The sequence below is a fragment of the Nocardia rhizosphaerae genome (assembly GCF_042650365.1).
Lineage (GTDB): Bacteria > Actinomycetota > Actinomycetes > Mycobacteriales > Mycobacteriaceae > Nocardia > Nocardia rhizosphaerae.
This window is the reverse complement of the sequence record NZ_JBHSBA010000003.1, coordinates 99,244-126,133: the sequence shown is the minus strand read 5'-3', so window position 1 is coordinate 126,133 and position 26,890 is coordinate 99,244. Positions and strand designations below refer to the sequence as shown.

The 26,890-nt window shown below is 64.0% G+C and carries 29 protein-coding genes; 25 read left to right on the top strand and 4 right to left on the bottom strand.

The window, feature by feature from the left end; translation table 11 throughout:
* Positions 1–331: 331 nt before the first annotated feature.
* Together ACFOW8_RS02140 and ACFOW8_RS02135 are read right to left on the bottom strand one after the other, a co-directional pair.
* Positions 332–754: a hypothetical protein gene (locus ACFOW8_RS02140; RefSeq protein ID WP_378544598.1), complete on the bottom strand. Its 423-nt coding sequence runs from the start codon at positions 752–754 to the stop codon at positions 332–334.
* Positions 748–1,047 carry a hypothetical protein gene (locus tag ACFOW8_RS02135; RefSeq protein ID WP_378544595.1) on the bottom strand — a complete coding sequence of 100 codons (300 nt, stop codon included), beginning with the start codon at positions 1,045–1,047 and terminating at the stop codon, positions 748–750. The genes ACFOW8_RS02140 and ACFOW8_RS02135 overlap by 7 nt, the downstream gene beginning before the upstream one ends.
* A gap of 399 nt (positions 1,048–1,446) precedes the next feature.
* Between ACFOW8_RS02135 and ACFOW8_RS02130 the strand changes: the two genes are divergently transcribed.
* Positions 1,447–1,647, top strand: coding sequence for a helix-turn-helix domain-containing protein (locus ACFOW8_RS02130; RefSeq protein WP_378544592.1), 201 nt, complete (start codon positions 1,447–1,449; stop codon positions 1,645–1,647).
* Entirely contained in the window at positions 1,644–2,840 is a 1,197-nt protein-coding gene (locus tag ACFOW8_RS02125; protein WP_378544589.1) for a type II toxin-antitoxin system HipA family toxin, read from the top strand. Before ACFOW8_RS02130 ends, ACFOW8_RS02125 begins: the two co-directional genes overlap by 4 nt.
* A 67-nt stretch (positions 2,841–2,907) precedes the next feature.
* Here ACFOW8_RS02125 and ACFOW8_RS02120 read toward each other — a convergent pair whose 3' ends face one another.
* Positions 2,908–4,239, bottom strand: a complete 1,332-nt coding sequence (locus ACFOW8_RS02120; RefSeq protein ID WP_378544586.1) for an acetyl-CoA C-acetyltransferase — start codon at positions 4,237–4,239, stop codon at positions 2,908–2,910.
* Between the two features lie 241 nt (positions 4,240–4,480).
* Here ACFOW8_RS02120 and ACFOW8_RS02115 point away from each other — a divergent pair, with 241 nt between their 5' ends.
* From ACFOW8_RS02115 to ACFOW8_RS02105, 3 genes are all read left to right on the top strand, one after another.
* The gene (locus ACFOW8_RS02115; protein WP_378544583.1) at positions 4,481–5,836 is read left to right on the top strand and encodes a 3-oxoacyl-ACP reductase; all 1,356 of its coding nucleotides are present in this window, start codon (positions 4,481–4,483) and stop codon (positions 5,834–5,836) included.
* The gene (locus ACFOW8_RS02110) at positions 5,836–6,705 is read left to right on the top strand and encodes a MaoC family dehydratase (protein ID WP_378544580.1); all 870 of its coding nucleotides are present in this window, start codon (positions 5,836–5,838) and stop codon (positions 6,703–6,705) included. The genes ACFOW8_RS02115 and ACFOW8_RS02110 overlap by 1 nt, the downstream gene beginning before the upstream one ends.
* A gap of 607 nt (positions 6,706–7,312) precedes the next feature.
* Entirely contained in the window at positions 7,313–7,699 is a 387-nt protein-coding gene (locus ACFOW8_RS02105) for a hypothetical protein (protein ID WP_378544577.1), read from the top strand.
* Between the two features lie 63 nt (positions 7,700–7,762).
* Here the strand turns inward: ACFOW8_RS02105 and ACFOW8_RS02100 are convergent, their stop codons facing one another.
* Entirely contained in the window at positions 7,763–8,152 is a 390-nt protein-coding gene (locus tag ACFOW8_RS02100; protein WP_378544574.1) for a helix-turn-helix domain-containing protein, read from the bottom strand.
* A 302-nt stretch (positions 8,153–8,454) separates the two neighbouring features.
* Between ACFOW8_RS02100 and ACFOW8_RS02095 the strand changes: the two genes are divergently transcribed.
* From ACFOW8_RS02095 to ACFOW8_RS02000, 20 genes are all read left to right on the top strand, one after another.
* Positions 8,455–9,204 carry a hypothetical protein gene (locus ACFOW8_RS02095; RefSeq protein WP_378544571.1) on the top strand — a complete coding sequence of 250 codons (750 nt, stop codon included), beginning with the start codon at positions 8,455–8,457 and terminating at the stop codon, positions 9,202–9,204.
* Positions 9,205–9,907: 703 nt separating this feature from the next.
* Positions 9,908–10,507, top strand: a complete 600-nt coding sequence (locus ACFOW8_RS02090) for a hypothetical protein (protein ID WP_378544568.1) — start codon at positions 9,908–9,910, stop codon at positions 10,505–10,507.
* Positions 10,508–10,787: 280 nt separating this feature from the next.
* Positions 10,788–11,567 carry a PE-PPE domain-containing protein gene (locus ACFOW8_RS02085; protein ID WP_378544565.1) on the top strand — a complete coding sequence of 260 codons (780 nt, stop codon included), beginning with the start codon at positions 10,788–10,790 and terminating at the stop codon, positions 11,565–11,567.
* Between the two features lie 23 nt (positions 11,568–11,590).
* Positions 11,591–11,821: a hypothetical protein gene (locus ACFOW8_RS02080; RefSeq protein ID WP_378544562.1), complete on the top strand. Its 231-nt coding sequence runs from the start codon at positions 11,591–11,593 to the stop codon at positions 11,819–11,821.
* Positions 11,790–12,095, top strand: a complete 306-nt coding sequence (locus ACFOW8_RS02075; protein WP_378544559.1) for a hypothetical protein — start codon at positions 11,790–11,792, stop codon at positions 12,093–12,095. The genes ACFOW8_RS02080 and ACFOW8_RS02075 overlap by 32 nt, the downstream gene beginning before the upstream one ends.
* A gap of 236 nt (positions 12,096–12,331) precedes the next feature.
* A complete protein-coding gene (locus tag ACFOW8_RS02070) occupies positions 12,332–13,099 on the top strand; it encodes a peptidoglycan recognition protein family protein (protein WP_378544556.1) in 768 nt (255 codons plus the stop codon).
* A gap of 209 nt (positions 13,100–13,308) precedes the next feature.
* Positions 13,309–13,944, top strand: a complete 636-nt coding sequence (locus ACFOW8_RS02065) for a hypothetical protein (protein ID WP_378544553.1) — start codon at positions 13,309–13,311, stop codon at positions 13,942–13,944.
* Positions 13,941–15,290, top strand: a complete 1,350-nt coding sequence (locus ACFOW8_RS02060) for a hypothetical protein (protein WP_378544551.1) — start codon at positions 13,941–13,943, stop codon at positions 15,288–15,290. Before ACFOW8_RS02065 ends, ACFOW8_RS02060 begins: the two co-directional genes overlap by 4 nt.
* A gap of 58 nt (positions 15,291–15,348) precedes the next feature.
* Complete coding sequence (locus ACFOW8_RS02055) at positions 15,349–15,591, top strand: hypothetical protein (RefSeq protein WP_378544548.1); 243 nt, start codon at positions 15,349–15,351, stop codon at positions 15,589–15,591.
* An 8-nt stretch (positions 15,592–15,599) separates the two neighbouring features.
* The gene (locus tag ACFOW8_RS02050; RefSeq protein WP_378544545.1) at positions 15,600–16,199 is read left to right on the top strand and encodes a hypothetical protein; all 600 of its coding nucleotides are present in this window, start codon (positions 15,600–15,602) and stop codon (positions 16,197–16,199) included.
* Positions 16,200–16,676: 477 nt separating this feature from the next.
* Positions 16,677–17,114, top strand: a complete 438-nt coding sequence (locus tag ACFOW8_RS02045) for a hypothetical protein (RefSeq protein WP_378544542.1) — start codon at positions 16,677–16,679, stop codon at positions 17,112–17,114.
* A 97-nt stretch (positions 17,115–17,211) separates the two neighbouring features.
* A complete protein-coding gene (locus ACFOW8_RS02040) occupies positions 17,212–17,799 on the top strand; it encodes a phage tail tube protein (RefSeq protein WP_378544539.1) in 588 nt (195 codons plus the stop codon).
* Positions 17,800–17,813: 14 nt separating this feature from the next.
* A complete protein-coding gene (locus tag ACFOW8_RS02035) occupies positions 17,814–18,170 on the top strand; it encodes a hypothetical protein (protein WP_378544536.1) in 357 nt (118 codons plus the stop codon).
* On the top strand, positions 18,131–18,556 hold the full coding sequence (locus ACFOW8_RS02030) for a DUF5361 domain-containing protein (protein WP_378544533.1): 426 nt from the start codon (positions 18,131–18,133) through the stop codon (positions 18,554–18,556). The genes ACFOW8_RS02035 and ACFOW8_RS02030 overlap by 40 nt, the downstream gene beginning before the upstream one ends.
* A gap of 1,526 nt (positions 18,557–20,082) precedes the next feature.
* Positions 20,083–21,192, top strand: coding sequence for a hypothetical protein (locus ACFOW8_RS02025; RefSeq protein ID WP_378544530.1), 1,110 nt, complete (start codon positions 20,083–20,085; stop codon positions 21,190–21,192).
* Entirely contained in the window at positions 21,189–22,082 is an 894-nt protein-coding gene (locus ACFOW8_RS02020) for a phage tail protein (protein WP_378544527.1), read from the top strand. The genes ACFOW8_RS02025 and ACFOW8_RS02020 overlap by 4 nt, the downstream gene beginning before the upstream one ends.
* Complete coding sequence (locus ACFOW8_RS02015; RefSeq protein ID WP_378544524.1) at positions 22,082–23,644, top strand: Gp37-like protein; 1,563 nt, start codon at positions 22,082–22,084, stop codon at positions 23,642–23,644. Before ACFOW8_RS02020 ends, ACFOW8_RS02015 begins: the two co-directional genes overlap by 1 nt.
* 15 nt (positions 23,645–23,659) lie before the next feature.
* Positions 23,660–24,700, top strand: a complete 1,041-nt coding sequence (locus ACFOW8_RS02010; RefSeq protein ID WP_378544521.1) for a hypothetical protein — start codon at positions 23,660–23,662, stop codon at positions 24,698–24,700.
* Positions 24,701–24,710: 10 nt separating this feature from the next.
* Positions 24,711–25,817 (top strand): hypothetical protein, encoded by a 1,107-nt coding sequence (locus tag ACFOW8_RS02005; RefSeq protein ID WP_378544518.1) that lies wholly within the window; start codon positions 24,711–24,713, stop codon positions 25,815–25,817.
* Between the two features lies 1 nt (position 25,818).
* The gene (locus ACFOW8_RS02000) at positions 25,819–26,862 is read left to right on the top strand and encodes a hypothetical protein (protein WP_378544515.1); all 1,044 of its coding nucleotides are present in this window, start codon (positions 25,819–25,821) and stop codon (positions 26,860–26,862) included.
* Positions 26,863–26,890 lie beyond the last annotated feature (28 nt).

Sequence of the window (26,890 nt, the reverse complement as noted above, 5' to 3'; positions counted from 1 at the left end):
ACATCTGAGGCGCCCGATGTGATTGTTAGCTTCGCAAAGTGCTAACGAAAGGCACCCCATGCACCGTCGTCTCGCCCGAATCCTCATTGCCTCCGCTGCCGTCGCCGGCCTGGCCGCAGGCGCATCCCCCGCCGTCGCCGCCCCGACCAACACCGCCGACGTCATCGCCGAAACAGGTTCCGCAGGAACGGGTTCCGCCCTTGTAGACCTCCCGCTCGGCTTCCTGAAGCTCATCGTCTGCGGCCCTTGGGCCTCCCCGGAGCCACACCCGATGCCGATGTGCCGCTGACGATCACGAAGCGGGGTGGCTTCGAGATCCGAAGTCACCCCTTCAGCCGTCCGAGCGCGAGACCAGAACCGGTGACTCGAATCCGTCGATCAACAATTCGGTCATCAGTTCGGGCGATAGCCGCTCGCGGAGAGCTGGATCTCGCTGCAGGCAAATCAATGCCTCGTACAGGCCCACCGATTCCACCCCCAGGCTGAGGGCCGGAAGTTTCAACGTGCCATCGGGTCTGCCAGTGTCGCGCCGCCACCCGGAGAACTTGACCCGGCGGTACTGACGCACACCGGATCGGTCGCAGGTAATCGTGATGACATCGCCGTGATCCTCCTCCGCGGCGCTGATATCCGAGATCATGTGCCAGTCGAATTCGCGGTCGCGCAGGAAGTTCCGCTGGCGCAGCGCTGCCGGCGAAAGCACAAGGTAGGCCGACCGGCGTGCCGCGACCGCCAACACGGTCAGTATCAACACGATCGCGCAGAGCACAGCACCGTGAAAGACGGATACCAAGCACCCTGCTGCGCACCGAACAGCGTGATAACCCCACCGAAGCTCCCCAACCCGACCGTCATCGGCAGCGCACGGTACGGCCGATGCCGCAACACCACCGTCCCGGGTTCCCCGGCCTGCCGCCACACCACCGGCGAGCCTTCAGCCTTGTCCGCGTAGTAGTGGGCCACCCCGACGAGCCCGCACGGAATGAGCAACGAACTCACCCGCGCGAAGATCGAATCCCCCACCAGAAACCCGACCACGACGAACACTACCCCAACCCCGAGCGCCACGAACGACGCCCCAGCAAGCACATCGCCGTACCCACCCCGATAGAGCCACCCGACTCCCCGCTGTCCCCGGCCCACAGCGCAATCATAGATCGGAGCGCCCTCGTCAAGCCGCAGTCTGGCGCAGCGGTTGGCCCTGTGTGCCGCCCATCCCCAGCTCGGCGTGGGTCATCGATGATGGCGACCAGCCTCGGTGTCGGCTGCAGCAGAACTCCGCCGTCATTGCGTTCGGCAGGATTCTGCCGAACTGGCGTTGAGGCTTCTGCTCCTCCAACTTCGGAGACATTCATCGGCAGAATATTGCCGAATCGCAGATCCTGACGTAGCCTTCATGGGTCTAGGGGATGGTTCGGCAGGATTCTGCCGATAATGGGAGGTCTGGTGGAGGTATTGAGCGAAATCGGCGCCCGCATTCGTGCTGAGCGTCGCAGCCTCGAGCTGACGCAGGAACAGCTCGCGGAGATCGCCGACACCTCCACGCGGACCATACGCGACATCGAGCACGGTACGGGCTCGACCGGCATCGGGACGGTAGCTGCCGTTGCTCGTGCGGTGGGACTGACGCTGCAGGTGGCACGATGACGGACCTCGAATCGTTGCGTCGCGTCGGTGGTGCCGATGTCTACAAGGCGGGCCACCTCGCGGCCTCGATCAATCGAACAAGCACCGGGGGGACCGAGTTCGCGTATCGACCTGGTTATGCAGGAGAGCCAGTGGCATCCACTCTCCCGATCGGTATGGCGGCGGTCAGGAGTGGATCGGGCTCGCTACCGCCATTCTTCGCGGGTCTGCTCCCAGAGGGGCACCGCCTGACGGTTCTGCGCCGGGCGGTGAAAACCAGCGCTGACGACGAACTCAGTCTGCTGCTCGCCGTCGGATCGGACGTGCCGGGCGATGTTCAGGTCATTCCGGCAGGTGAAGAGCTAGCTGATGTTCCCGCGCTGGTAAATTGCGCATCGGCCGAGGACTTGGATTTCAACCAGCTGGTCGACGATGTCGACCGGCAGGCGATTCCCGGAGTGCAGAACAAGGCGAGTGCTTCGATGATCAGCACGCCACTTGCAGCTGGATTCGGTCGATTCATCCTGAAGTTGTCGCAGGCGAGCTATCCCTACCTGATCGAGAACGAGGCGGCACATTTGACTGCCGCGCGGGTGATGAAGCTCCCGATCGCGAAGGCGGATCTCGTGCATGACCGGGTTGGCCTACCCGGTCTCCTTGTCCACCGATTCGATCGCGCCTACGAGAATGGTGTGTGGCAGCGACTAGCATTCGAGGACGCTACGCAGGTTCTCGGATTGCCGCCGTCAGCCAAATACAACATTGATGCTGTTGAAGCTGTTGCAGCCCTGTCGGGGCTGGCTGGAGCACCACTGGTCGCTGTCCGAAACCTCTACCTGCAGTTTCTCTTTGCCTGGCTGACAGGTAACGGCGATCTACACGGAAAGAACGTTGGCGTGCTGCGAAACAGCGCCGGGCGCTGGGTGATCGCACCGATGTACGACATACCCTGCACGCTGATCTATGGCGACGAATCGATGGCACTGCCGATCGCAGGGCGAACGAAGAACCTGAGGGTGAGGCATTGGCTGGACTTCGCGGGGGAGATCGGACTGCCCCGCAAAGCCGCAGTCTCGGCGCAGCGGTTGGCTCTACGTGCTGCTACCGCAGTTGATTTCGAGAATCTTCCATTCACAGGTTCACCGAAGAACCGGACAGTGCGCGAATTGCGGTTGCGTCGCGCTGAACTGGAACAGTCGTTCGAATCCCGCTGAGAACGATGACGGCGGGTGGTCTCCAGCGATCGCCAGAGCACCCGCCGTCGGCACGGATCGGTGTCGACTACCGTTCGATGATGGCGACCACGCCCTGTCCACCCGCCGCGCAGATGGAGATCAGCGCACGCCCGGAACCCTTCTCCGCCAGCATCTTCGCGGTGGAGGCGACGATGCGGCCGCCGGTGGCGGCGAACGGGTGGCCCGCGGCGAGGGAGGAGCCGTTGACGTTGAGCTTGCTGCGGTCGATCGAGCCGAGCGCGCCGTCGAGGCCGAGGCGCTCCTTGCAGTACGCGTCGGACTCCCACGCGGCCAGGGTGGCCAGCACCACGGAGGCGAAGGCCTCGTGGATCTCGTAGTAGTCGAAGTCCTGCAGGGTCAGGCCGTTGCGGGCCAGCATGCGCGGCACCGCGTAGGTGGGCGCCATCAGCAGGCCGTCGGGGCCGTGGATGTAGTCGACCGAGGCGACCTCGGAGTCCACCAGGTGCGCCAGCACCGGCAGGTTGCGCTGCGCGGCCCACTCGTCGCTGGACAGCAGCACCGCCGACGCGCCGTCGGTGAGCGGGGTGGAGTTGCCCGCGGTCATGGTGGCCTCGCCCAGCTTGGTGCCGAACACCGGCTTCAGCGTGGCCAGCTTCTCCACCGTGGAGCCGGGACGCAGGTTGTCGTCGCGGGTCAGGCCGAGGAACGGGGTGATCAGGTCGTCGAAGAAGCCACGGTCGTAGGCGGCGGCCATGTTCTTGTGCGAGAGGTAGGCCAGCTCGTCCTGCGCCTCGCGCGCGATGCCGAACTCCTTGGCGGTGATGGCGGCGTGCTCACCCATCGACAGGCCGGTGCGCGGCTCGGCGTTGCGCGGGATCTCGATGCCGAGCATCGAGGGCCGCAGCTGGCCGACCAGCTTGAGCCGGTCCTTGTTGGTCTTGGCGCGGTTGGCGGTGAGCATCCACTCCCGCATGTCCTCGCTGACGCCGATCGGCGCGTCGGAGGTGGTGTCGGCGCCGCCGCCGATGCCCGAGTCGATGCGGCCCATGGCGATCGCGTCGCCGACGGTGACCACCGACTGCAGGCCGGTGCCGCAGGCGAGCTGCAGGTCGTGGGCGGGGGTGTAGGGCGAGAGCTTGGAGCCGAGCACGCTCTCGCGGATCAGGCTGTGCTCGCCGACCTTCTTGAGCACCGCGCCGCCGACGACCATGCCGAGGCGCTCGCCCTGCAGGCCGAACCGGCTGACCAGTCCGTCCAGCGTGGCGGTGAACATATCCTGGTTGGAGGCCTTGGCGTAGGCCTTGTCGGAGCGAGCGAACGGGATACGGTTTCCGCCCACGATCGCGACCGGACGCGCGGACTTTCCGGTCGGGGTGGCCTTGGCAGCCGGCTTCGCCGAACGGGCTTTGCTTGTCACTCGAGTCTCCATGGTCTCGTCGGTTCCGGATGCGCCGGTGCTCTGGTTCCCCTGCGGTACCGGCGCCATATCGGATCGGTTTACATTAAACTTACTCTGGAGTAAGTTCGTTGTCGACACCGTACCCGCAAAATGTGCTTCACGCGGACTCGCGGCCCTGTCCCGCAGGGCGCCGCGCCGACCGTGCGAAACACTGGGTGACGACCACCGGCATCCAGTCGAAACAGAGAAGGTAGGAACAGTGGCAGCCAAGAGCAAGGGTGCACCCAACCTCTACGGATCCTTCATCCACTCCGCCCCCGGCGCGTTCCTCGCGAGCAAGCTGGGCCTGCCCCAGCCGGCGGAGCTGCGCCGCTACAAGGCGGGCGAGCCCGCCCTGCCCGGCCCGGTCCTGCTTGGCGGCAAGGGCCGCCTCGCCGAGCCGGTGCGCGCGCTGCTCTCCGACTACACCGTCGCGGACTCGCTCGATTCCGGCACCAAGTACGGCGCCCTGGTCTTCGACGCCACCGGCATCGACTCCATCGACAAGCTGTCCCAGCTGTTCGAATTCTTCCAGCCCGCGATGCGTAGTCTCGCACCTTCGGGGCGTGTCGTCGTGCTCGGCAGCACCCCCGAGCTGGTCGGCTCGGTAGACGAGCAGATCGCCCAGCGCGCGTTGGAGGGCTTCAGCCGTTCGGTCGCCAAGGAGCTGCTGCGCGGCGCGACCGCCCAGCTCGTCTATGTGCACCCCGAGGCGGGCGCCGCGGCGACCGGCCTGGAGTCCACCCTGCGCTTCCTGCTCTCCGGTAAGTCGGCGTTCGTCGACGGTCAGGTGATCCGCGTCGGTAAGGCCGATTCGGTCGCCCCGGCCAGCTGGGACAAGCCGCTGGACGGCAAGGTCGCCGTGGTCACCGGTGCCGCCCGCGGCATCGGCGCCACCATCGCCGAGGTCTTCGCCCGCGACGGCGCCACCGTGATCGTCGCCGACATCCCCGCCGCGGGCGAGGCACTGTCCGAGACCGCGAACAAGATCGGCGGCACCGCCCTGGCCCTCGATGTCACCGCCCCCGACGCCGCCGAGCGCCTCGCCGAGTTCGCCACCGAACGTTTCGGCGGCATCGACATCGTCGTGCACAACGCAGGCATCACCCGCGACAAGCTGCTCGCCAATATGGACGAGGGTCGCTGGAACTCGGTCATCAACGTCAATCTCGCTGCCCCGCACCGCATCACCTCGGCTCTGGTCGCGAAGGGCGTGCTGAAGGAGGGCGGCCGCGTGATCGACGTGTCCTCCATCGCCGGCATCGCGGGCAACCGCGGCCAGACCAACTACGGCGCGTCCAAGGCCGGCGTCATCGGCATGGTCGACGCGGAGGCCCCGCTGCTGGCCGAGAAGGGTGTCACCATCAACGCGGTGGCCCCCGGCTTCATCGAGACCGCGATGACCGCCGCCATCCCCATGGGCACCCGTGAGGCGGGCCGCCTGATGAGCTCGCTGCTGCAGGGCGGCCAGACCGTCGACGTCGCCGAGGCCATCGCCTACTTCGCCAGCCCGGCGTCGAACGCAGTGAGCGGCAACGTGGTTCGCGTCTGCGGGCAGAGCCTGATCGGCGCCTGATGAGCCAGACGATCACCCTCACCGAGGTTCCCAAGAACGGCGGCCTGTACGCGAAGGCGGCGCTGGGCGCCATCCCGCTGCCCGGCCCGCTGTCGAGCCGCAAGCCCACCCTGCCCGACCGTCGGGTGGTCCTGGACGGATTCCAGGTCGACCCCGATCATCTGGCCGCGTACTGCCACGCCACCGGCCTGCGGTTCAGCGACACCCTGCCGCTCACCTACCCGTTCATCCTCAGCTTCCCGCTGATGATGCAGCTGGTGGTGGCCAGGGACTTCCCGTTCAGCGCGGTCGGCGCGGTGCATTTCGAGAACATCATCGAACGCACCAGGGAAATCTCGGTCGCCGAGCCGCTCGATTTCACCGCGCATATCGAGAATCTCCGCGAGCATCCGAAAGGCCTGCTGGTGGACGCGATCACGGAGATCCACGTCGGTCGGGAACTGGTGTGGCGTCAGGTCACCACTTTCCTGCACCAGCAGCGCACCTCGCTGTCGGGCGGCCCGAAGTCGGCACCCCCGCCGGATGAGGTCCCCCCGCCGCCGCTGCGCGTGCAGCGTGTGGATCAGAAGACGATCAACCGCTACGCCGCCGCCTCCGGCGACCACAACCCCATCCACGTCTCCGGTCTCGGCGCCAAGGCGATGGGCTTCCCGAAGACCATCGCCCACGGCATGTGGTCGGCGGCCAATATCCTCGCCACCATCGAGGGCCGCATTCCCGAGAAAACCACCTACACGGTGAAATTCGGCAAGCCGGTCTTCCTCCCGTCCGCGGTCAATATCTATGCCGACCACCAGGGCACCGGTTGGGATCTCGCCATGCTGCACCCCAAGAAGGGCTACCCCCACCTCACCGCCACCTTGCGCTGAGCCGTTTCGGAACAGGGCCGCACATCCGCCGGATGTGCGGCCCTGTCGCATTGTGGCGCGGCTCGATCGTGATCTGCGGATGTCGATAGCCGGATGCGATCCGCACTGCGCCCGCTACGCTGGGGTAGTTCACTACCCGCGTAATGAAGTACCGTGCTCCGCAACATCATCGAACAATTTGAGTCATACATGTTCCAGATGCATGTGAGGTAATCGTCCGATGGAATTGTCGCGTTACAGTGATGTGTCTCATGTTTTCAACCAGGCGTTAGCTGAGTATCGCCATAGTTAACGGACAGTATGCGGCTCTATGTCCATGGCATGACGGAGGGCGAGACGGGCGTTCTTGCCGTGCTGGGCGCTCGTCCAGCGAAAATACCTCGACGACAGCCCCGCCGGAGAGGCCGAATCACGCTGCTCGATGATGAATCGATGTGAAACCCTCGGTGCGAGGAGTTCACACCGATTTGTCGGGCAACTTCACAGCTACCGCATCGCGAATGCCCCGAAAACATCGGGCTAGGGCGGGAAACGCCCTGCGTGTTAGAACGGATGCGGCTCGACGAATACGTCAGCGATCATGCTTTCCAGCAAGGGGAATTACTTCATGAAGAAGATCCGGACCGTCGGATTCGGTATTGTCATCGCGGCCGGAATGGCCATGTTCGGCGCGGGCATCGCCACCGCGGCGCCCGTCCCGGCGCCGGCCATCGCCATCAACGAGATGGATCCGGAGCCGGAGGAGGGTGGTGCTGACACCGGTTCGGCCGAGGGTCTGGCCGCTGCGCTGGAGGCGCTGGTGACGGGTTCGGCTGGTGCCGCTGATCCGGGTGATGGTGACGCTGATGCCGGTGCGACCACGGTTGCCGAGGTGGATCCGGAGCCGGAGGAGGGTGGTGCTGACACCGGTTCGGCCGAAGGTCTGGCCGCCGCTCTCGAGGCGCTGGTCACCGGTTCGGCCGCCGCCGAGGATCCGGCCGACGCCACCAGCTGAGAATTCCGTTCTCTCGACGAATGCCCTGCCACCAGGCAGGGCATTCGTCGTTTCCGGTCGGCCTCAACCGCGCCGAGCTGCCCGAATCCCGTTGACGTAGGCCGCGACCATCTGCAGATCACCCTCCGACAGTCCGGAGAGGTCGACGATCCCGCTCTGCGCCTGCGTCGCCGCGCGGTTCACTTCCACCGGCTCCAGCCCGGCCTGCCGCAGCAGCGGCTCGGCATCGAGCCCCACCGCCGCCGCCATGGCCTGCAGCGTTTCCGCCGTGGTGCTGGCCCGCACCTTCTCTCCGCGCTTGTACTGAGTCCCGTTCTCCACCTGCGTCCACAGGCTGGTACTGATCTGTGCTGCTTTGGCGGCACGGTCCATCGACATCTCGCGCTCCTTGCGAGCAAGCCGCAGGGTGGCGCTGACCTCGGGCGGGACCACCGCGCTCCGTTGTCTCACCATGTAGTCAGGCTAGCAGATTGTTTGCACCGAAGCCTTAAGTGTATGTAGCAGAATGGGTGACTCGCAGCTGGGGGTGGGTGGCCATGGCGGTGAGTCCTGACGGTGGCGGAGCGCCAAAACTGTGCGGAAACATAATCGGAACGCCGCCGGAGCGGCCTCGGCTTGACATGTGCGCTCCAACAACGTTGCATACAATCAGTGTTGATTTGGGGGACTCGCCAGAGGATCCAGTCGACGCTGCCGGCGCCCTGGGAGTGGGCGTGATGAGGCAACGGCCTGCCATCGACTGAAGGAGCATGTACATGGTCACGAGCGATGCCCCAACGGCGTCGAACCGCACGCGGGAGGATTCGTGCGGCGTCACCCCGTTGGACAGGTGGCCCGATGACACCCACCTGTACCTGGATCGCGACGCCGCGTGGGAGCTGGCGCGAATGCTCGGCGATATCCCCGACCTCGCCGAAGACCTGGAAGACGCTCGAACACGGCAGACCCGGTTCGGCGCGGTCGACTACCGCACCCGCAACGGAGCGGGGGAGCGGCGGCTTCCGTTCAATACGGCCGCAGCCCAGGCCGAGGATCACCTGCGCGTTGTCCTGGTGTCGTGGGTTCGAGTGGTCTGCGAGCAGCGCGCGTACGCCTATGACGGTGCGGCGAGCATCGCGGGCATGGCCGAATGGTTGCAACGCAATATCGTCGCCTTCGCCATGACCGAGGGTGTCGATGCGGCGCCCGCCGACATCGCGGCCGCGATCGAGACGGCGATCGCGGTGGTGTGTCCGCCGGTCGACGTGTTCGCCGCCGATGCCGATCTGGTAGTTCGGGCCAGGGCGGTCCGGCTCAACGCGTCCGGCATCGCCAAACTGGCGGTGAAGCTGGGGGAGGGCTATCTCAATCTCAACGCCAGGCGACTGCGCACCTTGCGTGAGGCCGGCCTGGTCCGTCCGGTGCCAGGCCCGTGGTCGCCCGACTGGCCCGAGTTGTTCGTCGTCGGCGAGGTGCTCGATGCGCACCGCGCCCTACCATCGCGCCAGCGCGTCAAAGAAGCTTAGAGATTCTCGCGGTCCCGGTGGGGGCGTCGGCCGATGCGGCCGGCGCCCCCACCGCCGTTTCGGCGGCCGAACCCGACTCGAAAGCCCTTACGCCAAGCCTTGTTTCGCCCCCTATGCCCTGCAGTCGCACCTCGCCCAAGCGCTTCGACCTGCGGGTTTGTGAAAGTTCGCCGCAATGGTTGACATGCGGCGAAAGCTGTTGCAAGATAGTGGCAGCGGGAATTCTTGTGCCCAAAATCAGTGGCACACACGGGACTTCGACTTCCCACTCAGGCGTCGCTCCGGAGGGTCCTGGTAGAGCCGGGGGTAGATGCCCTCGGTAGAGTGGTTGGGCGCTCTCGTCCGAGAGTCGCGCTTTCTGCTGTTGGGTGAGGTTTTCGTGTCAGGTGATTTCGGATCGTACGACTCCGACGACCCAAGCAACCCGACCGACGAGTCGAGCCGCGACGGGAACGAATCCACCCGAGGCCTTGTGGCGACGTCGGCGGTGCGTTTTCATGCCGGTCACCTCGACATGGCGGATATCTGCTTGGAGGACCTTCGGGTAGTAGCGGCCGCGATGGATCGCTGGCACTCGCTGCGGTCATCTGTCACTGTGACGCAACACATCTAGCGGGTGGCCTGAATACCTGCGTCCAACACTGTCGGGGTGCGGACGCAACAGCGCATGATCAGTGGCGAGTTGTGAGAGTTGTGTTCCCCTATGGATGTTGATGACGATCCTGATGCGTTAGAGCTGGAACGGCTCGGTATTCCCCTGCAGAGCAGCAGGTTCAACGCTCAGGAGTACGCGTTTCAGCGGCGTATCCGGGTGGAGTTCGCGGTGACCGCGAGCTTCACGTCGTACTGGTCCGTCGCGGATCGTGCGATGCTGGTCCAAGCGGACTTGCCGGGGCACATCAGGAATGAGGTGATCATGCACTCGGTCGCCCATATCGAGATGGACGGTTCGCCTGAACTGGCCGCTGCTCTCGACGGTGAAGTATGGCGGGGCAGGATCGAATCGCAGGTGCACGATGTGGTCGCGCACCGCCTCGTGGAGCTCAGCGACCTGCGTGATGCCCTGGAGTTCGCCAAGGAATTCGGCGGTGTGGCCGCCGCTCTCGGCGTGACCGAGTTCCTGCTCGGTTGGCGACTACAGCACCTCACCGACACGGAACTCGACGCGATTCCGGTTGCTCTGCTCGATCGGCTCGGCTGGGCGCCGGGCATGGGCTCCCCCTATCCCTACCGCTGCCTGTGGCCGACGGCCAGTTCGGGCGCACTCCTCCGCAGGATCGCGCCGGGAAGACATCGTAAATAGCAGGTCAGCAATACTTTCAGCCCCCGTTTCGCAGCAGCGAAACGGGGGCTGTTCCGTCGGCGCACCCAGCGCCGGCCTGTGAACACATGCGGTCGGCCCCCGAAGAACACACGAACACCCGCGGGTTCAGAGCTCGCCGCATGCCCGCCCCTGACGCGCCCGTCTCCCCGCCACAGCGGCTGGTGCACGACGTCGACGCCGCGCGGGGGCGAATCGGTCCCGCCCCGGACCCGGACGTCCGGGGCGGGACCACCACGTCACACCCGAGAGAGGTACTCCCATGTGGTCTCCCAAAGGCCAGGCCCGCCCACGCCATGACGCCCGCACCATCGACGTGCTGGTGCTGGGTGGAACCTGGAACCCCGGCGGCGACGGCGTCACCACGGCTTTCACCGACGCACTGAACACGTCGATGTTCCGGCCGCGCATGGTGCCCTACCCCGCCGACTACGGCACCACCATGAGCTTCACCGAGAGCGTCGCGGCAGGCAAACGCGCACTGCTGGCCGCCATCGACAGAACGCCCAATCTCGTTGTCCTCGCGGGCTATTCGCAGGGAGCTGCCGTCGCGGGTGACGTGGCCGCGGCGATCGGACGCGGCGAGCACCCCGGCCTCGAGGTCCTGGCGTGCGCCCTGATCGCCGACCCGTGCCGCCCGGCAGGCCGCTACCTCGGTGACACCGATCCCGGCGGTTTCGGCGTCGTCGGCGAACGCCACATCGATGGCATCCCCGCGTATTGGGCCGCCGCGCCGGGCGACCCCATCACCGCGCTGCCCGCGGGCAACCCCTTGCGCACCATCGCCGACCTGAGTGCGTTCTTCAGCTTCGCCAGTCCGAGCGCGGCGGTCCGCTGGGCGCAGCGCATGCTCGACACCGCGACCCGAAAGCAGTTGCAACGCTGGTGGTCTCCCGCGAACTGGCGCGAATGGGCCGGTGCCGTCGCGTACGCCCGCGGCTACCTGTTCGACGGCAGACACACCGACGACTACGTCCGCAACGGCCATGCCCGCGCGCTCGCACAAGCCCTCAACCGCGATGTCGCCGAGGGACGAATCTGACGAAACCTGTGGAAAGGATCCCGATGCGTATCAGCAAGGTGCCGGAGCCGGCACTGGTCAGGTCGGTGTTGGTCGCCGTGACCGGTGTGGTGGCGTTCGTCATCGGCCGTGAAGTCGACCAGGCATGGGTCGAAACCCTGCTCACCCTGTACGGCTTGGCGACGCCGGTGATCGCCGGAGCGGCCATCAGACCCGCGGTCACCCCGGTGACGGGATCGGCGGGTGAGCTACGTGGCGACGTGGTTGAGTCCTGAGTTCGTCCAGGCGACCGGTGTCGCGCTGGCCACCGTGATCGGCGCGGTCACCGCCTGGCAGGCCAGAGAGGTCGCCAAACTGCGCGAACGGGTGGTGGCACTGGAAGAACAAGCCGCCGACGACAAGCTGCGCTTCCGCGACGCGATCCGCCTGATCCGCGCACTGCAACGGCACATCGACGAGCTGCTCGGCTTCCTGCGGCTGCACGTCCCCGGCCAGGAGCCCCCCGTGGCGCAATACACGATCCCGGCAACCCTCCAAGAGGAAATCTGACGGCACCCGCCCCGGTGCCGTTCCCGAACAGCATGCGGCCGCCCCCGGAGAACACTCGACACGGTGCGGGACAAGAGCCCGCCGCATGCCCGCGCTCGGCGAAGCGCCCGTCTCCCGCAGGTGGTTCGCGGTCGAGACGCCGCCGCCGCCTCGCCGCGCGCAGGTCCCGCCCTCGCTCCTTCCCCCTCATCGCGAGGGCGGGACCACCGAACTTCTGTGACAACGAGGAGAATTCCATGAGCTGGACCGGAGACCCGGTATGGCTGGCCGACGTGCTGCGCGCCGCCGGACTGGTCGTCATCGAACACGAAGGCTGGCGCGACCGCGGCCACGGCGACTTCCGTGACCTGCGCGGCGTCCTGTGCCACCACACCGCGGGCGGCAGCGCCAACGACTGGCGCATCGTCCAGAACGGCCGCGTCGACCTGCCAGGCCCCCTGGCCCAGCTCGTCCTCGAACGCGACGGCACCTACCGCGTGATCGCCGCGGGCGTCTGCTGGCACGCCGGCCGCGGCTCCTGGCCCGGCTGGCCAACCAACAACGCCAACTACCACGTGATCGGCATCGAAGCCGTCTCCCGCGGCGACGGAACCGACTGGACCCCAGCCCAACTCGATGCCTACAAGCGCGGCTGCGCCGCCATCCTGGCCCGCATCGGCCGCGACGCCGAAGACTGCGTGGCCCACCGCGAGTACTCGCACGAAGGAAAAATCGACCCCGCCGGTATCGACATGGACGAATTCCGCCGTGACGTACAGGCATTCATCGATAGGGAGGACGCGCCGATGAGCGCAGCGGAAGTCCGACAGATCCAGGATTTCATCACCACGTTCTGCGGCCCGATCGGCTCCGATGTCAAGGACATCCGGGAACAGCTGTGCGGTAGCGGGCAGCGTGACGCGGGGATGTTCGCCGGGTGGGAACAGCTCGACGGCATGACCGTCGTCGACGCCCTCGCCGACATCCTCGACCGCCTGAAAGCCCTCGAGACTCCACGGAACTGACCCGGTGCCCACTGTCCGAACTCTGGGAAGGGAGGTGAATTCCGTGCTTCCTGTCCTGATCGAGATGCTCGAGCTGGCCATCGTGCTCGCCCCGGTGATCCTGCCGCTGCTCGGCCTCTGACCACCCACAACTGAACCACCGCAACCGCTAGAGCCCAGCCATCCGGCCTGGGCTCTTCTCATGCTCGAGCTCGGGAGGCTCTACCAATATGTCCGGTAAGGAAATCATCGGCTCGGTCGACTTCGGCACCAGCGAAGCGCAGCCATCGGGATACGTACAGACCGATTCCGGACAGCTGGTCACTCCCGAGTTCCTGGCATTGATCCAGCAGACGTTGTCGGGCAAGCTCGCTCAGTCCGAGGCCGAGGACGATCTGGCGCCCGAAGTCCGAGCATTGGCCGAAGAACTATCGGTGATACACCTGCCCGAATGGCGTAGCCACGTCGGACGCAAGCTCGCCGAGCCGACGGTGACATCGATCAAGCAGGCCACGCGGGTAGCGGAGTACCTCGTGAAGCGCGGTGTACGGGTAAACCCCGAGCTGGAGGAACTCCGCTGGGTACCGACTCCGGCAGGCCCGCCAGGAGCCTTCGACACCGGCAAGCACGTCTCCCGCGACGAGTACGGCGAATGGCCGACGCCGGATCCGGAAGAGTTCTACAACCTCGACGAAATCGAGGTGCGCCAGGCCGATGACGGTCGCTGGAGTGCCACACATCCGCGAGGACTGGCGTGCGAGGGTTCGACGCGGACCGACGCGTATGCCGGGATCGTCGAGCAGCTTCGCGAGCGCATTGACGCTGTGCGGCATGGCCGCAGTGTAGATGGTGTTGATACTCGGTGAGCGCAAATCTGAATGCGTCGACGTCGGAACGGCAGAGTTGGCTCGATTCGATTACTCCGGCCGTCACTCGATCTCCGCCGAAAGGTCGATCCGGTGAACACGGACGACGGCGGACCTTCTCCGGCATGACGCCAAGGTCTGCCGCACAAGAGATCGAGCGCATAGACGCCGTGCGTTCGATGCTCGAATCGGCAACGGGCGAGCACGATGTCCTGAGTCGATTCGGCATCGGCGAAGGCACCGAAGATGTGGTCACCGCGGTTCTGACGGACTTGCTGGGAGGTACTCGTGAGGTCGAGCATATAGATGGCGAGGACCGGCCCGAGGTGCCAACCACTGCTACGCCACCGACTCCAGATGCGAAAGAGACGCTCCCAGCTCCGACCGAAGCGGCGCCGCCGAATCCGGTACCCAGACCACCCGCTGCGCCCTCACCCGAGAAGCCGGCGTTGCCGCAAGCAGATGCACCTGACGGCTATCGTCCGGATACAGACGCCCTCAAGGGATCTGTCGTTGTCCATGAGCCATTTGCAGGTGTTATGGGCACCGAATACAAGGTGTATGTCGACACGGAAAGCAAGGCGCCCAAAGTTGTCGAGATCGTGGAAGAAGGGAGAATAATCGCGACCATCGAGATTCAATCCGATGGATCGTATCTCTACATTCTCTCCGACAAGGAGAACCTCGCGGGAGAGTACTTGGTGTCTCCCGATGGAAAGACGGTGACAGTTCGACAGTCGCTACCGGCTTTGTGGGACAAATGGGGTGATCTCATCACGGGACCAGATTCGGTCCCGACGTCGCCCACTGGAGTGGTCACCGAGTTCCTGAAAGAACTGTCGGAGGCGGCGGCAAAACCTGAGGCACCACCCCCGGCCCTCCCGGAGCCGGGTGTGTATAGCGATGTTCCCGCGCCACCATCAGGGTTCACGCCGGATCCGTCGAGGGGTGCTAACGAACAGATCGCTCCGTACGTGTCCGCAGTCACGGAGATGACCAAGGAGCGCGGTCTGGGCGGCGTCCAAGGTTTGAAGGGGCTTCTCTGGGCGAATCCCAAAGACATTGAAGCGGAGTGGAAGGCCGATCAGGAAAGGCCCGAGGGAGAGCGGAGGTACAAGGAGAAGAAGGATGTGATTACCGAATTGAACTATCGTCTGATGACGGTCGACCAGGTTCGCAAGGTAAAGCAACATCTGACGCGGGAGGATGTGATGCTTGTGCGCGATATGTACGCGGCTACGTATGCTGTTTCCGTTGCCACGCATGGTGGAGACGGAAACAACCCCAGTGCTCTGCAGAGGGCGCAGGTCGCACAATTTCTCATCAAGAATTGGGACGTGGTGTAACATGAGATCCAAGAGTGCTCAAGAGGCTGGCTGTATGCGCATAGGTCCAAGGTGAAAAATGAAGTTCAGAATTAGTGCTCAGTCAAACGATTTGACAGTGATGTTCGAGCCGGGTGGGGCGCTCTTGAATCTGCCATTGAACAGTTATATCGACATCGAATGGACACCGCCGGTTTCGGGGTATGAGGACGAAGTCGGCGAAGTTCAACATCTGGAGAATTTCGTTGCGATCTGGCAACCGAATGGCTGGGGTCGTAGGGTTACACTCGAGTCTGGCGAGGAATTCGACACCATGTGTTAGGCCTAGCTGTGAAGCTGTACCTTCACCGTCATATGCCGGGCCACCATCAACTCGATCAGAACGTCGATGGTGCAATTCTCTGTGAGTTGCGTACCTATGCCGATACGCGCATGGTCCGACGGATCTGTCGTAGCTTATCCGAAAGGTTAGCGGTGTCCGTTTTCGAGCCACTTTTCATCTGGACGGAAGGCTCACCTCTCGAGGTGGGCCTTGAAATTGGAAAACACCTCGGCATGTCTGTGCGAACTGATGCTGATCGAGTATTTCTTGCGAGACCGGCTCGTCGCGGTAAAGGGTTTATCAGCGGGCGGGTGTATATAAACGATTTCCCGTGTTCCGACGATGGTCCCGAGGAGGTCGCTGCTTATGATGGATACCGCATCGTGTTCGACATGTGGGCGCACGACAGGTCAATTCAGCAGGCCGAAGCGCTTGACGTGTTGAACGAGCTATCGTCGTGCGTGCCCTCGTACGCTCTTCTGCTTACGCACGACTTGCAGACACTCGCAACGTCTTATCTTCCAGGACGCGGTATTCACCACTTTCCCGCAGGTACCACGCCGGACTACGAGGATATCGAGGTGTGGCGAGATTGGGTGCTCACCTAAGCATCTTTTCCGTTGATAACGATTCTGAGCAGGAATGCGTGCGTTCATGCGCAGGGATAGATCCCGCAGAAGGCTTCTGCCTGTATGTGCGACGCTATACCTTGAATATCTCATTTCGGAGAGGCTCCACTTTTCGGTACCAATTCTCTCCGGAAGTCACCCGTGGGCGACTTGCCTGTTAGGCAACTTCCTCGATCGCGGACCCGGCACCGCTTGTTCTGGGTGACCATAGGCATCAATATGGTGCTATAACCTGTAAGGTGCTGTAGTCCGTCTCTACGCCGGTCTCGGCCACTCCCTCTTTCTGGCCAATCGGGCCAGCCTTTCGAACTCTCTTGGTCTACATGCCTGGCTTGGGTGAATTGCGCTACGGCAAGCATGCGCAACATCCTTCTTCGTGCGAAGCCAGCACAAGCGTGACGGCCGTTTGGCCATGAATTTCTTCTACCGGATAACTCTCTGGAACTAAGGACTCACATGTACGAGCGAATCGTATTCGCGGATATCGAAGAGCAGCTCGTGGACTACCTCGCCGCCGAACTGTCTGAACTCGCTGACACGGCCGAAGTAGTTACACGGACTCCGGACCCACGCCCGCCGAGAATGGTTCGAGTGGTCAGAAACGACCGTAAGGCCAGGCTCGATGTGGAAGACCGCGAGGGCCGGCGTGGTGCCCACCTCGTGTTCGACCGGCCCAGGGTCGTCATCGAATGTATCGATGATGCCGGGCAGGCCGCGGGGCTCGCCTCGAATGTTCGAGCAATCGTCGCTGCCATTGCGCCCGGATTCATCGGTGAAGTGTGGTGCGACAGTGTCGAAGACGCCGGCGGCGAGAACGATACCGATCCTGCGACCGGTACCCCGCGATACTCGATCATTTTCGACCTGATCGTGCGAGGAAAAGTCCTCGCCTGAAACTTCCCGGCGAAATCACAGCATGTGGTCGAAGCCGGGAGGAAACAACTGAATACCGAGTCAGCTACAACAAGAAATCCGAAGGGAATCAACTCTCATGGCTCTGCCCTCCAGCAAGTACATCGGCGCCGGCACTCCGAACATCGCGGTGACCGGCGGCGTCCTGGTGGCCCCGCTGTCCACCACCCTGCCGACCTCGGCCGCGGGCGTGCTCGACGCCGGCTTCACCCCGCTCGGCTACGTCTCCGAAGACGGCATCGAGTCGATGGGTGAGCGCAAGGTCGAGACCGTCAAGGACTGGAACGCCGACATCATCGCCCAGCTCCAGACCGAGCACTCGGTCCGATTCGGCCTCACCCTGTACGCCGTGTGGGACCAGGATGTGCTGAGCGAGGTCTTCGGCCCGGACAACGTGACCGTCACCGCGGCCGACGCGACCAACGGCACCCGGATCGACGTCCACGAGACCGGCGCCGTGCTGCCGCATCGTGCCTGGATCTTCGACATGATCAACGAGGACAAGAAGCTGCGCATCGTCCTGCCGAACGCCAAGATCTCGGCGGTCAAGGAGAAGAAGTTCGTCTCCAAGGAGCTGGCTGGCTTCACCATCACCGTCGAGGCGTTCAAGAACGACGCCGGTATCAAGGCGTACCGCTACCTCGACGACGGCATCAAGACTGCCTGATCGAACGATCCGCTGTGGGCTGGCTCCACACGAGCTGGCCCACAGCGGAAGACGGCACCAACCACCACGAACGAGAGAACCGCATGTCCTCGCCCCAGGCTCCCGTCACACCGACTCCCGACAAGGTAAAGGAGGATTTCGTAGAACGCATCGGTGCCGTAGAAGTTCGGCTTCCATCACTGACCTACCTAAAGCCCGGCACGATCCGCAGAATCCGGCGCCTCGGCCTCACCGACGCGCTGCACACCATCATCGAATTTAGTGTTCCCGGTGAGGTTCTCGCGGCACTGGATGAGATGGACCACGACTCCTACTACCGTCTGATCGCAGCATGGCAGCGGCACTCGGGGGTGAGCCTGGGGGAATCCTAAGCCTCGATGCACTCCTCGAGGAGTACGCCGAGGCGATCGAATACGACCTGATTACGATGGGTTTGAAGCTGCGCAACCTCGGGACCGACGAACTTTCCTGGGGCGATCTCAAAGCGGTTATCAGCTGCAGTCCACACACATCTGCGCTGTATCGAGCGCGGCAACCTAGAGAACACGAATGGCGCCTAGATCGAATGCTGCTCGCGGATATAGCGGATTCGCTTCGCTGGCTGGTGTGGGCAAAGTCGTCAGATGCACAGCATGGGCGGAATCGGCCAGAGCCGATTCCGCGCCCAGGAGTTAAGGACGTGCGCGAACGTATTGGAGATTCGACGACTGTCTCTGGAGTGAACGAGATGCTCGGATGGGGAGTGTCGAAAACCTAGGCTGCCGTTCACGATTCGCGTTGACGTATGGGCTGGCGGCTCATGCCGAGCATGCCGGAAACTCGGCAATTGTCTCTGCTAAGGGAGGCCGAGTGCTAATGCGGCAGCGACTACGCCTGATGAGAATAGGACAGCGCTAATGAAGAGTAGCCCTCGACCTATCGTAACGCTCGGACCCTGACCGGTTATCATCAGGATACCTCCCAGTATCATGATATTCATCACAGACAGGGCAATTGCTGCGAGCGAGAATCCCGCTGCAGCTGCGTCCAGTCCGGTAGCTGACAGCGTGCCGTCAAACTGCGCGGGAATCTTCCTGCCTTGTGTATGTGGACCGCCGCGGATCGACGTCCTAATAACTGGTGAAATTCCGTCATTGGAGACGAATGAGCCTGTGCATCTGGCACCCCGCCGGCCTCGCTCCGGAAAACACTCTTCAACCGTGAATATCCCGCTAGTGCCGGAAATCTCGGATGCGCGGATCAGTTCGCCGGCACCTGCCGCCACGACTGGCACCGGCGCGATTGCGAAGATGAGGACCAAGATGCCGAGTAGAACCCTTGGTAGGGCATCGCGGCGTGATGTGTTAGGAGAGTGGGATGACACGCACTCAATCGTATCCCATGCGATGCAAGTGGTTGTCAAAAGTAGCCAGTAGCTTGCTACCTCTTCGGCCGTGTAAGGCATGACACTCGGGGTTTCATTGCGTCTGAAGTCGGGACGTCCCTGTGGAATTGCTTTGGAAAGTGCCGCCCTGGATGGTGAGCATGGATGATGGTCGTCTGTATTCCTGCTTGAGAATACCAATTTGCTGGATTCGTGCCACTCAGCTGGTCTCGGGAATTTGGTAGTGCAAATCCGACGCAGGCGTCGGATGGAGGTATTGATCTTGCGCAGATCAATGCACGCGCTGATTGCATCAGGTAGCTGCGTTGATGCCAGGCGAGGTGTGGGCGGGTATGCGGTTGCGATATCGGCACCGGAAATTGTTGAGGCTTGGTCAAAGTGCTGAGCCTTGATTCGATGTAGAAAGAGGTATGCCAATGGCACCGGAACCTTCGAAACGTGACAGCGATGCGAGCATGGCTACTCTAGAGATGCTTACTGGGGTGTCCGAGCAGAGTGTCGGTAGCGCCGGAGTCGGGTCGGCGAGCTATGGCGATAGCGATGCGACCGTCGTAGAAGCCATCACTCAAGTTCCTTCTGGGACCATAGGAGACGGATCAGGATTAGGGAATCAAAGTTCGAGTAGTAGCGCCGCGGTAGTTGAGACAATCACTCAGGTGCCCGTCGGAACTGTCGGCGACGCCAGCGGATCTAGCAGCGCTGCGGTCGTAGAAGGTATTACGCAAGTGCCGCGTGGAACAATAGCGGGTTCCGGTAAGGCGGTCGGCGTTGACGATGATTTTACGCTTACGCCTACCGCTCTCGATATGGGACTGATGGGGTACTCGGCAGCTGTGACTTTGGGCGTTGACTCCCAACGTGCGCTCGCGCGATCTACGCTTCTGGCCAGCTTGGCGGGTGTGCAGGCATCGCAGGCATCTGGATATCCGCTGCGTACGGGCGGTGAGCTCGCTGCTTCGTTGTTTCCCGAGAAGGCGGCAGCTGCCCTCTCGAAAACCGGTACTTGGACGCCGGGTGGATTCAATACTGGAATCAGTCGTGTTACTCCTCTGATTGGGTTGTTTACAGTTCCGCTGTCAATCGAAGCAAATATGGCAGGTGGCGACTCGTTCGAGCGGGCGGCGACCAGAGAAGCCGTCGGCTTCGGTGCGGGGTTGGCGGCTGGTGCGGCGACTGGCGCGGTGTTGGGGAGCTTTTTTCCTGGTGTGGGAACAGTCACTGGGATGGCGATTGGTGCCGGCGTGAGCGCTGTTGCTACTTATCTTGGCTCAAAGGGGGCGGATTATGTTCTTCCCGAAGAATATTCGAATGGTGGTCTAGTTACTAGGCCAGGTGGTTTGATATCTGGACCCGGAGGTCCAACCGATGACCTGATTCCTGCCTGGGTATCTAATGGCGAGTATGTAGTGAACGCCGAATCTGCATCGCGATATGGGGCCCTTCTCGGGGCGATCAACAGTGGAACGCTCGGTGTTGAATCCAGTAGTCCGGTAGAAGACTCTGATTTCCCGCAGAATATCGAACTCAATGCGGGGGCGATGTTACTTGACGGAGTAGTTGCCGGCCTATCGGGTGGAGTTTCTGGGGCGATGTCTGGCGTGCAGCAAGGGGGGCTCGTCGGTGGTCTAACTGGAAGCTTGAGGGGTGCGGCTAGTTCGGCCGGAAGTCAGGTTGGCTCCAGTATCGGCGCAGCGATCGGCACGGCTGTCGGTGGCCCCGTCGGCACTGCAGTTGGAAGTGCGTTGGGATCGGTTTTGGGCTCGGAAGTCGCAGGTACCGCTGCAGATGTGATTTCGAAACCGATCGAGTACGCCGCCGAAACCGCGAAGGAAGTCGTCGGAACTGGTTTCGGCCTGGTCGATCTCGCCGAAGGCGTTGGCGGGCACACCGCTCGCGGCGATATCTACAACTTCAATGGCATGGACCCGAAGAGCGCTGCGGTAGCGGTGGAACGGGTTCGCCGGCGTCGGGTTCTGGCGCAACAGCGTGGAGGAGGTATGGGGCGGTGACGCACCAGCTTTTGAATGATCAGAGCACCAAGATCGTGGTGTGGGATGTGAATGGTCGGGTGTGGCACCTGTCCGGTGTGAACGCGGGTAGGGAAGGGGTGCGGCTGGCGGCGCAAACAGGCTACATGTTCGCGCCGGTGGAACTACTGGTCTCCGAGGGCGCGCGTCAGGATGGCGCGACGTTCATGCGTTCGGTGCGTTCGAAGAAGGAATGGGACTTCGTTGTCGTGATCGCCGGTACCGGCGGTGCGGGACGGACCGATTCGGTTCGGGAGTTCCACGCGGTCCACGATGCGTGGTTCCGAGGCTGGTCGACCGACAAGCCGGCGACGGTCGGGTATTTCACCCGGCATCAGGGCTGGCGGTTTCAGAAGGTGCAGCTGGATGCCGCGCCCGAGCCCGTGGGTGATGTGGATCCGGCGCGGAATCGGCTGGTCGCGTACAAGATGTCGGCGGCGGCGATGGATCCGCTGTTCGGGCACTTCGAAGAGCGGTCTGTGTGGACCAACAGCTCGGGTGCGGGGGAGGGCGTTGTGCGTGTGCGGAATGCCGCGGACCAGCCGGCGTGGCCTCGGTACACGATGAACGGTCCTGGCCGGTGGGCGATCCTCGACCCGGTCGAAGGCGAAGAGCTGCGCCTGGTGCAGACCCCGACGCTGGCCGAAGGCGAGGTGCTCCGGATCGATACGCATCCGCGGCATCGCACCGCTCGGCTCTACACCGATGACGCTCCTAACGGGCGCAATGTGTGGGCCCAGCTGGCGGGCAGGCGGTGGCTGGCTTCGGTGGCTCAGTGGTCGACGGCTGAGGTCGTGGTGCAGGTCGAGGGCGGCACCACGGAGTCGAGCATCGTCGCCTCGGCGAGCCCGCGATCGTCCAGGCCGTTCTGATGAGCGCGGCATGGGATCCGCACGCTGGGTCGCGGCGGATGGACGAGATCGTGCGTGTCGAGCGGGAACAGGCGCGCAGCCAAGAGGTGCTGGTCCGGTACTGGAACAAGGATATGGAAGAGGTAGGTGAGGAACACAGCTACCTTTCGCTGGAATTCACCTACCCGCGGAATGCCGCCGGCGGGCTGAAGATGCTGTGCCCGCGGGACATGGAGCACTTCGACCACCTGTTCAACAACGAGGATCTGGAAGACGCGACGATCCCGATCACGGTGAACACCAAGGGGTTCCGCTGGGACGGCTACATCACCAAGGCGTCGATCGTGCGGGACGAGCACGGGGTGGAGACCGTCGATATCGAGGCGATCCACGCCTGGAATCATGTGTCGACGATTTGCTGCTGGGCGTCACCGTTCGCGCCGATCCTCGCGCAGTTCCCACGGCACCACATCATGTTCGGGCCGGTGCGGTCGATGGTGACCGCCTATCTGACGATGAACCTGATGCGGCTGCAGGGCGACGCGACCTTCCCGATCGCGGTGGTTCCCGTCGACCCGCTCACCGACACGAGTACCTGGAGCGCGGCGTCGGCCCGGTTCGACATGGCGGACAAGCTGTTCCAGCCGATGCTCGAGGATTCGGGTGTGATGCTCACCGCGCGCTTCTTCCTGCCCGGTGAGGACGAACAGCCCGCCCCCGAGTGGTTCTACCTGGACAAGCCGACCGTGGTCCTGGAGACCGTGGACAAGTCCGGCGTCACCGGTCCGACCGGCACCCTGTTGGACGGAATCATCTCGTGGATCGAGGAATTCGCCGACGATGGGACCACTCCGGTCCGGTATCCGCGATTCGACTCGACCACTGAGTACGAGGCGATCTACGGCCAGCCCGGCAAGTTCGGCACGGTCCGCAACTTCCCCTGGGTCTGGTATTTCGAGGGTGAGTACTCGGGGATCGGGCCGTCCGAGGTCGCGCTGCACAAACCTACGGCAACGGATGTGATCATCGGTGGCCGGTCGCCCGGCTGGGTGAACGCAGGCATCGAATACGCGATCAAGGGACTACTGTCGCTGATCGGCCTCGACTTCCTGTATCGCGGCCAGCTCGACGACATCTTCCTGGCGTGGATGGTGTACCAGGACAGGGCCCGCGCTGAACGCGCCGGGCCCTACGCGTTCCGCGAGCTCTACATCACCGGCAGCGACAAGGCCTTCACCCTCGACGGCTTGGTCGCGGGACGCCAGGGCCTGCACCTCACCCGTGGCTACACCAGCCACAAGGTGACCGTGGAAGACAACGCGCCCTACCAGCTCGGCCGCGACTTCGGCCTCGGCGACCAGATCGGCTTCGCACTCGGCGACCAGGTGTTCACCGACTTCGTCACCGAGATCACCTTCGTCGACAACCGGGAAACCTCGGCGACCTGGCAGATCACCGTCGGCGACGGCTCCGACGAGGAGGACTCGATCGTGAAGGCATGGCAGCGCCTCGGGCGCGTGGCGTCCGCGATCAAGGACCTGTCGACCGATGTCGGCGCCGATCTCGACCTGCTCATTATCTGACACACGGAGGAATTCATGGCGGACATCAGCTTTCCCGCCCATATCACCGTGGCCCACGAGACCGATATCGACGGACTCCCGATTCTCGATGCCGAGATCACCGTATCCGACGATGTCGCCGTACTCGAACTGCCCGCCGGCCCGGCCGGAGAGAAGGGCAGGCCGGGTCGACCCGGGACCACATTTCGCAAGATGGGGGAGATCCCCGACATCGCAGGCAGGCCGAGCGGGCTCGGTACCGAGCATCGCGGGCAATGGTGGCACCGGCTCGACGACGACGGTATGGATGTGTGGACCGGTGACTCCTGGCAGCACTCTCCGGCCGCGGTCGGCCCGAAAGGTTCGGTAGCCGAACCCACTTCGTTCGTGCCGGCCGAAACCCGGCACAAAGCGGAATTGACCGCGCCCGCAGTGCTGATCGAGCCGGTCGGTGCGCAACAGCGGATCACGGCCACCGCGCCAGCCGGTCTGCGCGGTCCGAAGGGCCCAGCTGGTGAGTCCGGCCCGATCAACACCGCGCCCGACTTCGACAGCACATCCGGTCCGTCCCACGGCGGTGTCTTCGCCTACAACCGCGCGGGGGGCAAGTTCGGCCCGGCTCCCGCACCGCTGGGTGTCGGTCCGTGGGGCTGGTACGAGTCCGAGTTCATCGCGACCACGGAGGTCACAGCCAGCAGGCTCACTGTTGCGACCTTCACTGTGCCCGCACAGCCGTTCGCATGGCGCCCGCTCGTCAGTGGGCATCTCTATGTCGGCGCGGCCGCGACCGCTTCGAACCATGCTCAGGGCACCGTTCGCCTGCACAACACCCAGGGACAGGTGCTGGCTACGACCCTGCCGGTCGCGGGACCACGGACGATCTGTCTCCCACTGATCGGAACCTACAGCGAGGAACAAGCGACCAGGAACATGTCGCCGACCTCCACCTATGCCACGGTCGCGGCCGGCCAAACAGCCAGCCTGGTCGTTTCGGTCGAGCGCAGCCAGAACGGCACCGGCGCCATCAGTTTCAACAACAGCCGCTCGTCCCTGGTCGTTTACGCGCGGCCGATCTGAAGGAGGTGACATGTCCACTATCAGCGAATATTTCGATTCGGCCCAGGTTCGTGGCATCGACGAAGGGATCGGAAGGCCCGGTGTCGTGCAGTCGATGCACGCTACGCCGGCCGACGGGACATTGGAGCTGATGACCGGTCCCGCGGGCCCGGTCGGTCCGGCCGGGGATCCGTGCCGCCCGTTCCGCTGGGAAGGCGATATCGCCGATCCGGCCGCACTGGCGAGCTTGGCTGCCCGGCTCGGTCCGGCACAGGCAGGCAAGGCCTGGCGGGTGCTGTCCAACGACGCCCTGATGTATTGGAATGGCACGGGATTCGACTCCTTCGCCGAAGCGTTCGGTGCGATCGGGCCGATGGGCGATCCCTGCGACATCACGCTCGGCGTGGTCGAAACCGGTGAACCAGGCACGCCTTTGCAGGCCACTGTCAGCGGCGCCGCACCCAATCTCACGCTGAACCTCACGGTGCCACGTGGCATCAAAGGGCAGCCTGGCGAGCCCGGTGGTCCGGGACCGTTGCGGAACGCGCCGGACTACGCCGACGGTAGCCACGTCGACGGTGCGGTGCCCACCTGGGACGCTGTCGTCGAGAAGTGGGTGCCGACTCCCTATCCGGGCCTACGTGGTCCGTGGTCGGTGTACGAAGCCGAATCATGGGATGGGAGTGCGGGATTCGCAAGCTCGGTGTCGTCGATCTCGAGTGCGACATACGCCGTGGCAACGCTGAACATTCCCGCCCAAGACACCGATTGGCGTCCGCTGGTCACCGGAGGCGTCTTCACCCGGCCGTTGAACACCTCGTTCGACCACCGGGTGGACACCGAAGTTCGGCTCGGTTCGGCTAGCGGCCAGCTCGTCGGGCTCGGTACGGGTGCTACCGCCGGTGCCGGTGCCTACAGCCGGATCCAGAGCTTCTTCGGCACCACCGTCGCCCCGGACAGCGCGATCGGTGTCGTGCCCGCGGGCGAGCCGGCGCAGCTACACGTGGTCCTGAGCCGCAACCTTGGCACGGCCAACTACCACTACGCCCGCGGCAGCGCGCAGCTCCTCTGCTGGGCGCAGCCGGTGCTCGCCCCGGCGCCCGAAGCAGTGCAGTCTCTCGCCCCCATGGAGTTGTGACATGACCGAAACCCCGGTGTTCGACGACGACATCATGATCACGATGCGTGGCGTAGCCGACTCGGTCGGCCTGCCCTACACGGTGAACCCGGTCGAACTGGTTGATCGCGAAGCGGTCATCGAGTTGCGCGAGGGGCCCGCGGGTCCGATCGGCCCAGACGGCGAGCCTGCACAGCCCTGGGACTGGCAGGGCGACATCAGCGACGAAGCCGCGTTGCGTGCACTCGACCTGACCACCGCCGACGCGCGCAAGGCGTGGCGAGTGGTGGCCGAGAACGCTGTCTACTACTGGACCGGCCTGGAGTTCATCGCGTTCGGTACCGCGTTCGGCAAACGTGGGCAGCGCGGCGCGCCGAGCCGGATGACCGGCGTGGGTGTGGCCGGACCGACCGGATCAGCGGCAGCGGCGCAGGTTCTCGGTGAAGCACCCGAACAGCGGCTCGAAATCACCTTTCCCCGTGGGGAAACCGGTGATCCGGGCGATCCGGGTGCGAGTGGCCGCATCCAGGATGCGGATGACGTCCTGATCGATGCCGATCGGATGCTCGGCCAGAACTTCGTCCTGTCGTGGGACGACGCTCTGCAGAAGTTCACCCCGATTCCCAGCCCCCGGCTTGTCGGCCCGTGGGCAATCGGTCAGGGGCAGTTCAACGGCGGTTCCAATCTCGATGACGACCATCGAGTGCTGGCGGCCATCACCATCCCGGCCCAGCCGATGGCGTGGCAGCCGATGGTCGAAGGCATCGTCGGCGTGGTCAGCAAACCTACCGATCAGTCCACCGCCTGCCACATCGAGGTGCGGATCGGCGATCCGAAGGAAGGCGAGCTGGTCGGGCTCGGCGTCGGCTCGCCGGCGACCAACTTCGGTGCAGCCATGGTGACCCCGGCGTTCGAGCACCCTGTTTCCCCCGACCAGCCGCTCGGCGTCGTTCCCGCGAACCGAACGGTGACGCTCTACGTCATCGTTCGGCGCGCCTACGGCACTGGCCGCTACACCGTCAGTCCGTATGGCGCCCAGATCATCGTCTACGCCCGCCCGGTCTGATCACACTCCTCCATTCCGAAAGGCAGAA